Raw genomic sequence first — 12,947 nt, 5'->3', positions numbered from 1 at the left:
CGCGGCGGCGGATGGCAGAGCACGAGCGGTCCCGGCCCGCTGCTGATCGTCAACGGGGCGATCCGGGAGCGCCTCGGCCTGGCCTCCGCCGGCGGTGCTCTCGGCCCGGGCTTCCGTGTCAACAGCAGTGTGCCACGGGCGCTCGGGCTCACTGTTCGCAACGGCTTCGGCGTCAGGCCGGGCGAACTCGAGCAGGCGACCATCGGGGTCCCCGGCCGGTGGAATCTCTGTCTCGGTGAGAACGAGGAGGAGAGCCCGTGGGAGCCGTTGTCGGTCGAACTCGGGCACGCGCCAGGTGATGACGTGGTCTCGGCGACGCTCGTGCGCGGATTCGAACTCGTCGACAACCGCAGTTTCAGCTCGGCCGAGGACGTGTTGGGCGATCTCGTGGACACGGTGCAGCGCTCAGGCGCGCTCATCGGTCCGCACAGCCCTACCGGCTTGCTGCTGAACCCTGAGCATGCGCGGCTGTTCGCGTCCGCTGGCATGAGCAAGCAGGACGTGCGCGAATGGATCACGTCGCGCGCGGGCAGGACGGAGCGTGACCTCGCGGCTGTCGGCAAGGGCCTGAACGGGCGCGGCGACAGAGAATTCGAGCCGGATCACTTCCACCGCACGATCGCCGGATCGTCGGTGGCGCAGTTCCCGATCGTCGTGGCAGGCTCGTCGAACGCGGCGATGTCGCTGGTGTTCCGTGTGCTCGGCGCCTGGTCGGGCCGCGGTTTCCCCGTGCGCTGAATCGACTTCCATCCCTGCAGAGAGGTAGAGACATGAGCGAAGAGACCTGGCCGGTTCCCGTCGGCGACGCGTTGGCCACGGCTGCGGCGCCGTGGCTCGAGGACAAGGTGGCGTTGGTCGCCGGCGGCGGCCTCAGCGGGCCTGAGGGCGGAGTCGGCTTCGCCTTCGCGTGGCTGTGCGCGCGCAGCGGTGCGCGGGTCGCCGTTCTCGACCGCGATCCTGACGCAGGGCAGCGCACGGTCGCCGCGCTCCGCGGGATCGGCGCAACGGCGGAGTTCTTCGACGTCGACGTCACCGACGACGCGTCGGTGAAGACGGCAGTGGATGCCGCGGCCGCGCATTTCGGTCGCATCGACGTCGTCGCGGACTCGATCGGGGGAGGGGGCACCCAGCCGATGTTCGACGCCACTCCGGACGAGTTCGAGCGGGGGATGATGCTCAACTTCACCGCGGTGTGGTTCGTGATCCGGCACGCGCAGAGGCACATGGAACGCGGGGGAGCGATTGTGACCATCTCGTCCGGTGCTGCAGAAGGACGTGGTCCTGGCATGCCGTACTCGTTCGCGAAGACGGCTCTCGAGAAGATGTCGATCGGTGCCGCGGCGAGTCTGGCTCCCCGCGGGATACGCGTGAACTGCGTCCGCGTCGGCATGATCTGGGGCGCCTTCGCCGCCCGCGGTCTCACGGAGGAGCAGAGACGACTGCGCGCCGACAACGTCGCGCTCAAGACCGAGGGCAACAACTGGGACATCGCATCCGCCGCCTTCTTCCTCGTGACGGAGCAGGCTCGCTGGATCACCGGTCAGGTGGTCTCGGTGGACGGCGGAGGATTCGCGATGAAGAACATGGGCCAGGCCGGGAGCGCGAAGAAGTGACCGCGCTCGCGCAGACCAGGACCTGGGAGTCGACGCAGCGCGAGCAGCTCAAAGGGTTCGGTACCCTGCTCGACCGGCTGAGCCGCCATGAAGCATGGGCTGCGCGGATCGGCGAGGTCGCTGAACCCGCGCACCTCGACGACCTGCTCGGTCTCCCTTTCACGACGAAGGAAGACCTCCGTGCGGCTCAGGCCGAGCGCTCCTCCGAACATCCGCTGGGTGCGTTCCAACTGGTCGACACACGCGAGCTCTCGCAGGTGACGAGCTCGTCGGGCACCACCGGCGCCCCGACCTACTTCGGCCTGACGCGTTCCGACGTGCGGCGCTGGAGCGCACGCATCGGCGATGCGTATCGCACCGCCGGTGTCGCGCAAGGATCCGTCGCTGCGCTGACGACGGGAATGGCCATCGTGGCCGGCGGGCTGCCGTACGCCGACGGGATCCGTGACGCGGGCGGCACGCTCGCGTGGATCGGCGGCCAGACCACCGGGCGCATGGCGCTGGGAATGCAGCGCCTCGGTGTCGACGTGCTCGTGGCGACCGCATCGTTCGCGGCGCATTTCGCTGAACGGTGCGAGCAGGAACTCGGGATATCCGCCAGGGACCTCTCGGTGCGCACCGTCATCGCCGGTGGGGAACCCGGCGCGGGCGTTCCGCACATCCGCCGTGCGATCCTCGACGCATGGGGCGCGACTCGCGTCAGCGAGTTCATGGGTCTGGGAGACATCCTCCCCGCGATGTGGGCGGAGTGCGAAGTCGGAGAGGGGATGCACTTCACCGCAGCCCCTGACGTCTTCGTCGAGCTCATCGACCCCGACACTCTCGAGCATGTGCCGTGGGAGCCTGGTGCCACCGGCGAAGCGATCTACACGACCCTCCTTCGCGAGGCGTCGCCGGTGCTCCGATTCCGATCTCGAGACCAGCTGCAGATCACCTCGGTGGAGTGCGCCTGCGGGCGCCAGACGCCCACGATGCGCTGCGTGGGGCGTACCGACGACATGCTCATCTACAAAGCGATGAATGTGTTTCCCTCGGCCATTCGCGAGGTCGTGCTGGAAGCAGCATCCGGCGTGCTCTCCGGCACCATGCGGATCCGCAAGGACTTCGAGGCTCAGGTGCGCTTCGACGCCGACATTCCGCTCGAAGTCGAGCTGCGTGACGATTCCGTTCCCGGGGCGGCGGATGCAGCACTGCGCGCGGCATCCGCACTGGTGCGGGAGCGGTTGCGTGTCCGCGTGGCGATCGAGCCCCTGCCCTTCGGCGTGATTCCGGTCAGCGACTACAAGAACGCGCTGGTGTACACGCCGCAGTAGAGCTGACCGACCAGCCCCTTGACACCCGGATCGACCGCGCGTATCGAGGAGCATATGACTGCGACCCCTGAGTCCCTCGACCGGATCGACCGCTGGTGGCGGGCCGCGAACTATCTGAGCGTCGGGCAGATCTACCTGCAGGACGACGCGACTCTCTCCCGGCCGTTGGAAGTCGACGACATCACGCCACGACTGCTCGGCCACTTCGGTACCGTGCCGGGGCTCAACCTCGTCTACGCGCATCTGAATCGCGTGATCGTCGAGCGCGACGAACCGGTGCTCTTCATCGCCGGGCCCGGTCACGGCGGTCCGGCGATGAACGCCAACGCCTGGCTCGACGGCACGTACTCCGAGCTGTATGCGGACGTGACGAGGGATGCGGCCGGCATGCGCACGCTGTTCCAGCAGTTCTCGTACCCAGGCGGCGTGCCGAGCCATACGGCGCCAGAGACTCCTGGTTCCATCCAGGAGGGCGGCGAACTCGGCTACTCGCTCTCGCATGCGTTCGGTGCGGCGCTGGACGATCCGGACCTCACGGTCGTGTGCGTGGTCGGCGCCGGCGAAGCGGAGACCGGACCGCTGGCCGCGGCGTGGCACGGCAGCAGGTTCCTCGACCCGCGCCGAGACGGCATGGTGCTGCCGATCCTGCACCTGAACGGCTGGAAGATCGCGAACCCGACGATGCTGGCGCGGATCCCGCAGCAGGAGCTGGCCGCGCTCATGACCGGATACGGCTACGACCCGATCTTCGTCACGATCTCGGCGACCGAGGATGCGGCCGCCGCGCACGCGCGCTTCGCCGAGGCGCTGGATCGAGCCTTCGACGGGATCGCGCAGGTGCGCGCGGCGGCCCTCGAAGGCGAGCGGCGAGCCTGGCCGATGATCGTACTGCGCTCGCCGAAGGGATGGACCGGCCCCGTGGAAGTCGATGGCGACCCTGTCGAAGGAACCTGGCGCTCCCACCAGGTGCCGCTCGACGACGTGCGCGACGATGACGGGCACCGACGGATGCTGGAGGACTGGCTGCGCTCGTATCGACCGGCCGACCTGTTCGACGACGCGGGCTCACCGCACGAGTCGACGTCGGGCTGGGGGCCGAAGGGCGTGCGGCGGATGAGTGCCATCCCGCAGTCCAACGGCATCCGTCGTCCGCTCGAGATCCCGGGTCCTGATCAGCACGCCGTCGCCGTCGATGCTCCAGGCGGCGCCGACGCGAGTGCCACCCGGACCCTCGGAGCGTGGCTGGCGGACGTCATCGGCCGCAACCCGGAGACGTTCCGCATCTTCAGCCCGGACGAACTCGAATCCAACCGGCTGGCGCCCGCCGTGTTCGATGCGACCGAGAAGCAGTGGAACGCAGCCACGACCCCGGTGGATGAGCACCTCGCTCCGCACGGCCGCGTGCTGGAGGTGCTCAGCGAACACCTGTGCCAGGGCATGCTCGAGGGCTACACCCTCACCGGACGCCATGGCGTCTTCACTTCGTACGAGGCCTTCATCCACATCGTCGATTCGATGTTCAACCAGCACGCGAAGTGGCTGGAGGCATCGGCGGGCGTCGCATGGCGCGAGCCGCTGCCCGCATTCACCTACCTGCTGTCGAGCCACGTGTGGCAACAGGATCACAACGGCTTCACCCACCAGGACCCGGGGTTCATCGATCACGTGCTGAACAAGAGCGCCGACATCGTGCGCGTGTACCTGCCGTTCGATGCGAACACTCTGCTCGTCACGATGTCGCAGTGCCTCGACGCCGCGAACCGCATCAACGTCGTCGTCGCGGGTAAGAAGCCCGCACCGCAGTGGCTGAACCTCGATGACGCCCGCACGCATGTCCTGCGCGGGATCGGAGAGCTCGGATGGGCCGGGACGACTCGACCCGCGGAGACCCCCGATGCCGTGCTCGCCGCCGCAGGCGACGTGCCGACGCAGGAGGTCATCGCCGCTGCGGAGCTGCTGCGCGACAGCATCCCCGATCTGAAGGTGCGCGTGGTCAACGTCGTCGATCTCGCCACGTTGCAGTCGCCCGACCAGCATCCGGCAGGGATGGAGGACGAGGCCTTCGACGCACTCTTCACGACGAGCCGGCCCGTCGTGTTCGCGTATCACGGCTACCCATCGCTGATACATCGCCTCACGTACAAGCGCACCGGGCACGACAACCTGCACGTGCACGGCTATCGCGAGCGCGGCACCACGACCACGCCGTTCGACATGCTGATGCTCAACGACATCGATCGCTACCGCCTCGCGATCGACGTGATCGACCGCGTGCCCGGCCTCGCCGAACGAGCGGCCGAGGTCCGCGCCGGGTTCGTGACGGCGCGCGAGGATGCGCGCCGTCACACGCGGGATCACGGCGTCGACATCCCTGTCGTCGCCGACTGGACCTTCGCAGAGAGAGGAGCCTGAGATGGCCATGAAATTGAACGAATCCGCACTGACCCACGCCCGTGGGCTGCTCCGCAGGGGTCAGTACACCGCGGACGAACGCGATGCCTGGAGCGAGCACGCACCCACGACCGACCAGGAGAACGACTTCATCGAGGAGAACGGCCTCCGCGAGTTCGCGAAATGGCATCTCGGTGAGGACACCGACATGGGCGAGGACACCAAGGGGCGCTACCGCTTCCCGTACGGTGACTTCCGCACTCTGCACCGTTGCGCGGTGATCTCGGGGGAGAGCCGTGCCGGTCAGTACAAGCACGGGACGATCGAGAAGGCGCTCAGGGGGCTTCTGGAAGCGATCGATCGCAAGGCGGCACGCGACGAGTGAGGTTCGTCAACGCCGACGGACGCATCGGGTCCCGCCGACAGCGCGGATCACCGGATGCGTTCGTCGGCACCCCGGATCACGAACGCGACGACGATCAGACCGATCAGACCGGCCACGATGTTGAGCGTGCCGCCCAACGCCGCGAACGGGCCGGGGTCGCCGTGCCCGACCGCGAACGTCGAGAAGTCCCAGAGCCCGTGCAGCAGGATCGCCCAGAGCAGGGTGCCGGTGCAACGGCGCAGGATGTAGAAGACCGTACCGCCGAGGAATGCGATCCCTACCTGCTGGAGCGTCGGTGCGAGGCCCTGTCCGATGAGCACGTTGGTCAGGTGCATCGCGGCGAACAGCGCGGAGCTGATGAACCACACCCAGCCCTCGCCGAGCCTGCTGCGCAGCCCCGTCACGAGCAGGCCTCGGGTGGCCAGTTCCTCGGTGAATCCGACGAGGATCAGCACGATCGACGCGCCCAGGAAGCCGGCGTCGTACGATCCCCAGTCGACCGAGGCGAGATTGACGAGCAGCGCGACGACCATCAGCGCGGGCACGAAGATCGGCCAGCGGACGCTGCGCCGACGCTCGAGCAGCGCGGGTCGCCACCATCCCAGCAGGCTGGCCGTGATCGCGAGGAAGACGGTGCCGACGATCAGAGAGACTCCCGCCCCGAGGAACAGGTTTCCGCCGTTCTCCCCCCACGCCGTGTAAGGGATGCCCGAGAGCTGCTGCACGACGAAGACGAGCAGGACGTACGCCGCCCAGATCGCAAGGCCGATCCAGACGCGCGGGCGAACGCGCAGCGGAGCGGGAGAGGTCTTTTCGGACACGGGAGCCTTTCGGGCGGAGTGGTGATGTCTGCTCAGCCGAATCTAGCGCTTCGACGCCATGTTGCTCGACTGTTCAGGACAGGGCAGGCGCAGCCGGTGCGACCAACCGGAACCACCGGTACGCGTAGCCTTCGAGTTCGAGACGCACCTTCCCGCGCTCCGGCGTCGTGGTCGAGTCTTCATGGAGAAGATCGATCAGCTCGCCGTCCTCCGACGTGCTCGGCAGCGCCAGCTCGATTCCGCAGGCGTCTTCGCCGAAGTTGTGCACCGCGATGAACGTGGCCTCATCGGTGACCGCCATATGCGCGAGCACCTTCGGATCGCCGGTGTCGATGAGGGAGAACTCCCCCCACGCGATCTCGGGATTGGCGCGGTAGCGCGAGATGAGGAGCCGTATCGTGGCGAGCAGCGAGTCAGGGTCGCGCAGCTGATCATGCGCGTTCGCGTGCGCCGGACCGTAGCCGTCTTCGGGGATGCTGCGTGGCAGCTTCGACGGCCGGGCAGTCGAGAAGCCGCCGTTCTTGGTGTTCTCCCACTGCATCGGGGTGCGCACCGCGGCGCGATCGCCGAGCGCGGGGAGCTCGCCCATGCCGATCTCCTCGCCGTAGAAGAGCATGGGTGCTCCTGGGAGGGAGAAGAGCAGGCTGTACGCCATCCGCAGGCGACGCGGATCTCCGTGCAGCATCGGTGCGAGCCTGCGCACAATGCCTCTCCCGTACACGCGCTGCCTCTCATCGGGAGCGAGGGCGGTGAAGACCTCCTGGCGTTCATCCTCCTCCAGCAGCTCCAGCGTGAGCTCGTCGTGGTTGCGCAGGAACATCGCCCATCCCTGGCTCGCGTCGACGATCGGACGCGCACGGAGCACGTCGGCGAGGGGACGCGCGTCGTGGCGGACGAACGAGAGGAACACCGCCTCCGCCGTGGCGAAGTCGAACTGCAGATCGAGCTCTGTTCCCTTCGTCCCGAAATAGTCCAGCTGCGCGTCATGCGCCAATCCGACCTCGCCCAGCAGCGCAGCCTCTCCTTGGCGGCGCATCACGAATCGATGGAGTTCCCGCAGGAACGAGTGCGGGTCGGCCTCGTTCGCCGCACCAGGGGGTGCGATCAGGAACGGTACGGCATCCAGGCGGAAGCCGTCCACGCCCATCGCCATCCAGAATCCGACGATGCGCGCGATCTCCTCACGCACCTGCGGATTGGCCAGGTTGAGATCGGGTTGGTGCCGGTAGAAGCTGTGCAGGTAGTACTGCCCGGTCTTCGGGTCGTGCTCCCAGGTGCTCGTCTCCTCACCGGGGAAGACGGTGTTGCGAGAGCCCCGCGGTCGTGGGTCTCTCCAGATGTAGTAGTCGCGGTACTTCGAGTCGCGTGAGCGGCGAGCGGATCGGAACCACGGATGCCGGTCGGAGGTGTGATTCACGACCAGGTCGACGATGACGCGGATGCCGCGATCGTGTGCGACGCGCAGCAGCTCGACGAGTTCGCCGAGATTGCCCAGCCGCGGATCGACGCTGTAGAAATCCGTGATGTCGTAGCCGTCGTCGAGGTCCCTGGTCGGCTGGAAGGGCATGAGCCACAGGCACGAGACTCCGAGCTCGGCGAGATAGTCGATCCGCTGGGTGAGCCCGACGATGTCGCCGACGCCGTCCCCGTCCGAGTCGAAGAACGTCTCGATGTCGAGGCAGTAGATGACCGCCGTCCGCCACCACAGGTCGCTTCTGTCTGCGGCGTTCACATCAGCCTCCGCAGTGCGGGCAGCAGCTGCTCCTCGCAGCGGCGGAGGAACGGACCCTGATCCACTCCGACGTGATGGATGTACACCGCGTCGAACCCCTCTGCTGCGGCTGCGATGCGCTCCGCCATCGCATCGGCGGATGCCTCCACGACCACGGCTTCCCTGAGCTTGTCGTCCGTCGGATCCGCCAGCGCTGCGAACTCCTCCGGCTGCGCGATGTCCCAGACGCGCTCTGCTGGCGCACTCGAGTGCGCCCACTGCGCGCGCGCGACCTGAAGCGCTTCCTCGTCCGTGTCGGCGAGGCTGACATGGATCTGGAGCGCTGCGTCACCGGTTCCGCCCGCGTCGCGGAACGCGCTCAGCGCCGCGCCCGTCGCGTCGGGGTCGGATCCCACGGTGATGAGCCCGTCCGCCCACTCGGCCACCCACCCCGCCGTCCTCGCACTGACGGCGGCGCCGAACAGGGGCGGCGGCGATTCCGGACGACTCCACACCCGCGCCTCGTCCACGACGATCAGGCTGTCGAGCGTCACCTTCTCGCCGACGAGCAGCCGTCGCATGGCGTCGACGCATTCACGCAGCCGCTGCTCTCTCTCGGCCTTCTCCGGCCATCCCGTTCCGGTGACGTGCTCATTGATCGCCTCTCCGCTGCCGAGCGCCGCCCAGAACCGTCCGGGGAACATCTGCTCGACCGTCGCGATCGCCTGGGCCAGGATCACCGGATGATAGCGCTGGCCAGGCGCGGTGACGACGCCGATGGGGAAGTGCGTGGAGGCGAGCGCTGCGCCGAGCCACGTCCATGCGAACCCGGATTCGCCCTGGGCAGGCGTCCACGGCGCCAGGTGGTCCGAGCACATCGCGGCGTCGAACCCCACCGATTCCGCGAAGCGCACGGCCGAGAGGAGATCTCTCGGCGGCAGCTGCTCGTGCGAGGCGTGGTAGCCGATCGTGGTCATCTTCTCGCCTCCATCATCGCTTTCAGGCCGTCACGGATTCAGCACGACTTTGATGCAGCCGTCCTCTTTGCGCTGAAAGGTCCCGTAGAGCTCCGGGGCGTCGTCGAGCGGAGCGTGATGGGTCGCAAGATCGAGGACGCCGAGCGGGTCGGCGGGATCCTCGACGAGCGGAAGGATGTCGTCCACCCAGTTCTTGACGTTGCACTGGCCCATGCGCAGGCTCAGCTGCTTGTCGAACATCGTCTTCATCGGCAGCACATCGGCATCGCCGGCGTAGACGCCGCTGAGCGAGACGGTGCCGCCCCTGCGCACGAGGTCGATCGATGCGTAGAGCGCCGCGAGCCGGTCGAGACCCGCCTTGTCGAGCATCGGCCTGGCGACGGCATCCGGCAGCAGCCCCACGGCCTGCTGCACGAGGCCGATCCCTGCCGAGCCATGGGCCTCCAGCCCGACGGCATCGACGACCGCGTCCGGTCCCCGGCCATCGGTCAGATCGCGGAGCTCGTCCACCACCGTGTCGGTGAGGTCGTACGTCAGCACGCCGTGCCGCTCGGCCATCTCACGACGCTCGGCGACAGGATCGATCGCCAGCACGCGGTGGCCGCGGTGGATGCCGATGCGGGAGACGAACTGCCCCACGGGGCCGAGCCCCATCACCGCCAGCGTGCCTCCCTCCGGCAGATGCGCGTACTCGACGCCCTGCCACGCGGTGGGCAGGATGTCGCTGAGGTACAGATACCGGTCGTCGGGAAGGTCCGCACCGACGCGGATGTGGTTGTAGTCGGCGAACGGGACGCGAAGATACTCCGCCTGCCCGCCAGGGATCTGGCCGTACAACTTGGTGTACCCGAACAACGCGGCGCCGCTGCCGTACTCGCGCACCTGCGTGGTCTCGCACTGCGACTGGAGCCCGCTCCGACACATGAAGCAGTGACCGCATGCGATGTTGAACGGGATCACGACGCGGTCGCCGACAGCCAGCTCCGCCACCTCGGACCCGACCTCCACGACGGTGCCCATCGGCTCATGACCGAGGACGTCCCCGCGGTCGATGAACGGACCCAGCAGCTCGTACAGATGCAGGTCCGAGCCGCAGATGGCGGATGACGTCACCTTGATCACGGCATCCGTCGGCTGTTCGATCGCGGGGTCCTCCACGCGCTCGACCGTCACTTTGCGCTTTCCCTGCCAGGTGAGAGCCTTCATGTCTTCCTCCGTCCGGTCACGCTCCGTTCCGTCACGCGAGATTCGCAGATGGCCGGGCCGACGCCAAACGGGTTGACAAGCACGAGAAGTTGTCGGAGTCTTCCGGGTTCCGATGTCAAGGGGATCGATGAGCGGCGCGCACCGCCCTAGCGTCGTGGTCGACCGGAACTCGAATACAGCCGTCGTAACGGGAGGTGCGGATTTGTCTCATCTGGATGTCGTCACCAGAGACAAGCAGGGCCAGTGGGTGAACGAGGTGGAAGGGGCCAACGAGTGGTCCCGCAGCTTCAGCAGTCGTGAGGAGGCTGTCGTCGCGGGCGCGGAGTTCGCGAGGGAGCACGGTTCTCGGCACACCGTCGAGGAGTCGGATCCGAGCGGCGTGATCACGGACGGTGGCGCCCCGGATGCCACCGTGGCCATCGTCGGGGAACGGCCTGAGCGCTCGGACGGGTTGCCGGATACGACCGACGATGACGGTATGCCTCTGGACAACCCGTCTGGTTGACGGGCTTCTCCGACGGCCTCAGTCGGCGGGTTCGATCAGTTCATCGACGAGGAAGATCCCACCCGTCGAGCTCACGGAGTTCATGAGGTCCTCGATCCAGCGGCCGTTCAGCGCTGGCGGTTCAGGGTCATCGAACACGAAGCGCAGCGGTATCGAGGGATGCAGCCAGATGGTCGAACGTCCTCCGGGCTCGCCGTCCGGATGCTCCCACGACAGCGTGAAGCTCTCGTGCCGACGCAGCCGGGTGGCGATGACGACCTTCAGGTGCGCGAGGGCTCGATCCTCGATGTGGATCGGGCTTCCGGAGCTGTCGTAGTAGAGAATGCCCATGACTGAACGGTAGACCCCCCGGGCCGCCGTGTCAGAGGCATCTCGGCGACGACGACCGAGACCTCTCAATCCTCGGGGCCGCGCCCGGCGTCGAAATTGGCCCTGTATCGGCTCTCCGCCTCTTCGAGAAGACTCGCGCCGAGCACGGCGACCGGTTCGACGTCGCGCAGCAGCGGCTCGCAGTCCGGTCCGCGTCCGGCCGGTGCACCGCGCAGTACCCAGGCGATGCGCTCGGGATTCTTCTCCGCGAGGTGGCGGTACTGGCACAGTTGACGCGCGAGCCAGTCCTCCAGCGGCCTGGTCCACCAGTCCTCTGGGTCGAGCGGATTCACCGAGAGCCCTGGGAGCTCGAGGCCGCTCTCGGTGTCGAGGCTGCGCTGGTCGGCATCGTGGGCGGGGCCCTTCGAATAGCGGACATGCAGACCCGACCGCTCTCTCACCAGGTGGGCGAGATCGGCCAACGCCCGCAACCGCACCAGCTCCGTCATGAGGAGATCATCTACCCGCGCCCGTGAGAAGCGAACGGCCTGGTGCTGCGTCGACCGTCACCGTATGATCCGCCGATGTCAACCCCGATGGCGAATCCGAAGGCGCGGGTGAGACTGCACGGACGAGAGACGAGCGAGGAGGAGACGACAATGTCCGATACTCAGCGAGGCAACACCAAGCACGGTCCGCAGCTCGACGAGCAGATGGAGCAGGAGACGCGCGGGATGGTGCAGGGGCACGGCAGCCCGCACGCGGAACCCTTCCGCGAGACCGAGCCACTGCCCGACGACACCGACGACGGGTCGACCGAGCGCGCCTTCCGCAACGACGAGAGCGGTGAGCACGCCACCGAGGCGGATGCGGATGCCGCCGACGCGCAGGCCGCGGACCCTCACCGCACCGCAGACGAGGGGAGCGACGATGAGTGACCGCGAACTCGCCGACCTGCTCAGCCGACCCGGCCCTTGGACCAGCGCATACGTCGATGGTCCCGGTGTGCTCCCCCAGGTCGAGGAGGAGGCGATTCGCCGTTCCGTGCGCGAACGGCTGGAAGCGGCAGGAGCACCCGAGGAGGACGCGGCAGCGATAGAAGCGGCCCTCGCGACGCGCAACGGACTGCCGAGCCCGTCCACCCGCGTCGTCCTGGCGTCCGGCGGCCGCGTCGAACTCGACCAGGGATTCGTCGGTGCACGGGTCGGCCCTGAGCGTCTCGACCACGCGCCGGTGCCGACACTGCTCCCGATGCTGCGCCATCTCGGCGCGGCCATCCGCTATCTCGTCGTCGAGACGAGCCGTGACGGCGCTGACATCCATCTGGAGACCGCCGGCCGCGGGCACAGCGATGCGGATGCGGAGATCGAGGGCCAGACCGACGACATCACGAAGGTGCAGGCGGGAGGATGGTCGCACGCCGCGTACCAGCGATATGCCGAGAACACGTGGAAGAGCAACCAAGAGGAGGTCGCCGCTGAGGTCAGCGAACTCATCAGGAGGCACCATCCGCAGTTCGTCGCACTCTCCGGTGATGTGCGGGCCCGACAGCTGCTCACGGACGCACTGACCGACACCGAACGCGCACTCATCGTGGACGTCGACGCGCACACGCGTGCGGACGGCGCTGATTCCGCCGAACTCGACTCGGCGATCGCTCGATCGCTCGAAGAGAGGGAGCGCTCCGCTGTCGACGAGGTGCGCGACCGGGGGGGG

At 67.7% G+C, this 12,947-nt stretch carries 14 protein-coding genes; 8 read left to right on the top strand and 6 right to left on the bottom strand.

Features of this window, described 5'->3' with window-relative positions; genetic code table 11:
• The 5 genes from ACNPNP_RS13125 to ACNPNP_RS13105 all read left to right on the top strand — a co-directional run.
• The coding region (locus tag ACNPNP_RS13125; RefSeq protein WP_473965283.1) for a hypothetical protein at positions 1-738 on the top strand (738 nt) is incomplete at its 5' end.
• Positions 739-770: 32 nt separating this feature from the next.
• Positions 771-1,613 (top strand): SDR family NAD(P)-dependent oxidoreductase, encoded by an 843-nt coding sequence (locus ACNPNP_RS13120; RefSeq protein WP_448966480.1) that lies wholly within the window; start codon positions 771-773, stop codon positions 1,611-1,613.
• The gene (locus tag ACNPNP_RS13115) at positions 1,610-2,926 is read left to right on the top strand and encodes a phenylacetate--CoA ligase family protein (protein WP_448966479.1); all 1,317 of its coding nucleotides are present in this window, start codon (positions 1,610-1,612) and stop codon (positions 2,924-2,926) included. The genes ACNPNP_RS13120 and ACNPNP_RS13115 overlap by 4 nt, the downstream gene beginning before the upstream one ends.
• Before the next feature lie 54 nt (positions 2,927-2,980).
• Positions 2,981-5,338, top strand: a complete 2,358-nt coding sequence (locus tag ACNPNP_RS13110) for a phosphoketolase family protein (protein ID WP_448966478.1) — start codon at positions 2,981-2,983, stop codon at positions 5,336-5,338.
• A gap of 1 nt (position 5,339) precedes the next feature.
• Entirely contained in the window at positions 5,340-5,702 is a 363-nt protein-coding gene (locus ACNPNP_RS13105) for a hypothetical protein (protein ID WP_448966477.1), read from the top strand.
• Between the two features lie 47 nt (positions 5,703-5,749).
• On the opposite strand, the gene ACNPNP_RS13100 is transcribed toward ACNPNP_RS13105, so the two are convergent.
• The 4 genes from ACNPNP_RS13100 to ACNPNP_RS13085 form a co-directional block, all read right to left on the bottom strand.
• Positions 5,750-6,523 (bottom strand): CPBP family intramembrane glutamic endopeptidase, encoded by a 774-nt coding sequence (locus ACNPNP_RS13100; protein WP_448966476.1) that lies wholly within the window; start codon positions 6,521-6,523, stop codon positions 5,750-5,752.
• A gap of 73 nt (positions 6,524-6,596) precedes the next feature.
• Positions 6,597-8,255 (bottom strand): alpha-amylase family protein, encoded by a 1,659-nt coding sequence (locus ACNPNP_RS13095; protein WP_448966475.1) that lies wholly within the window; start codon positions 8,253-8,255, stop codon positions 6,597-6,599.
• Entirely contained in the window at positions 8,252-9,211 is a 960-nt protein-coding gene (locus ACNPNP_RS13090) for a TIGR03885 family FMN-dependent LLM class oxidoreductase (RefSeq protein WP_448966474.1), read from the bottom strand. The genes ACNPNP_RS13095 and ACNPNP_RS13090 overlap by 4 nt, the downstream gene beginning before the upstream one ends.
• Before the next feature lie 30 nt (positions 9,212-9,241).
• On the bottom strand, positions 9,242-10,417 hold the full coding sequence (locus ACNPNP_RS13085; protein WP_448966473.1) for an alcohol dehydrogenase catalytic domain-containing protein: 1,176 nt from the start codon (positions 10,415-10,417) through the stop codon (positions 9,242-9,244).
• 202 nt (positions 10,418-10,619) lie between these two features.
• Between ACNPNP_RS13085 and ACNPNP_RS13080 the strand changes: the two genes are divergently transcribed.
• The gene (locus tag ACNPNP_RS13080) at positions 10,620-10,922 is read left to right on the top strand and encodes a DUF2188 domain-containing protein (RefSeq protein WP_448966472.1); all 303 of its coding nucleotides are present in this window, start codon (positions 10,620-10,622) and stop codon (positions 10,920-10,922) included.
• A gap of 18 nt (positions 10,923-10,940) precedes the next feature.
• On the opposite strand, the gene ACNPNP_RS13075 is transcribed toward ACNPNP_RS13080, so the two are convergent.
• Together ACNPNP_RS13075 and ACNPNP_RS13070 are read right to left on the bottom strand one after the other, a co-directional pair.
• Positions 10,941-11,252 (bottom strand): DUF7882 family protein, encoded by a 312-nt coding sequence (locus ACNPNP_RS13075; RefSeq protein ID WP_448966471.1) that lies wholly within the window; start codon positions 11,250-11,252, stop codon positions 10,941-10,943.
• Between the two features lie 65 nt (positions 11,253-11,317).
• Entirely contained in the window at positions 11,318-11,740 is a 423-nt protein-coding gene (locus ACNPNP_RS13070) for a DUF6098 family protein (RefSeq protein ID WP_448966470.1), read from the bottom strand.
• A gap of 150 nt (positions 11,741-11,890) precedes the next feature.
• Between ACNPNP_RS13070 and ACNPNP_RS13065 the strand changes: the two genes are divergently transcribed.
• Positions 11,891-12,169 (top strand): hypothetical protein, encoded by a 279-nt coding sequence (locus ACNPNP_RS13065; protein ID WP_206477027.1) that lies wholly within the window; start codon positions 11,891-11,893, stop codon positions 12,167-12,169.
• Positions 12,162-12,947: baeRF2 domain-containing protein (locus ACNPNP_RS13060; protein WP_448966469.1), on the top strand; the 786-nt coding region annotated here is incomplete at its 3' end. The genes ACNPNP_RS13065 and ACNPNP_RS13060, both read left to right, overlap by 8 nt.

The sequence above is a fragment of the Microbacterium xerophyticum genome (genome assembly GCF_053543555.1).
The sequence above is the reverse complement of the archived record's forward strand: the minus strand, read 5'-3'. Positions and strand labels throughout refer to the sequence as shown.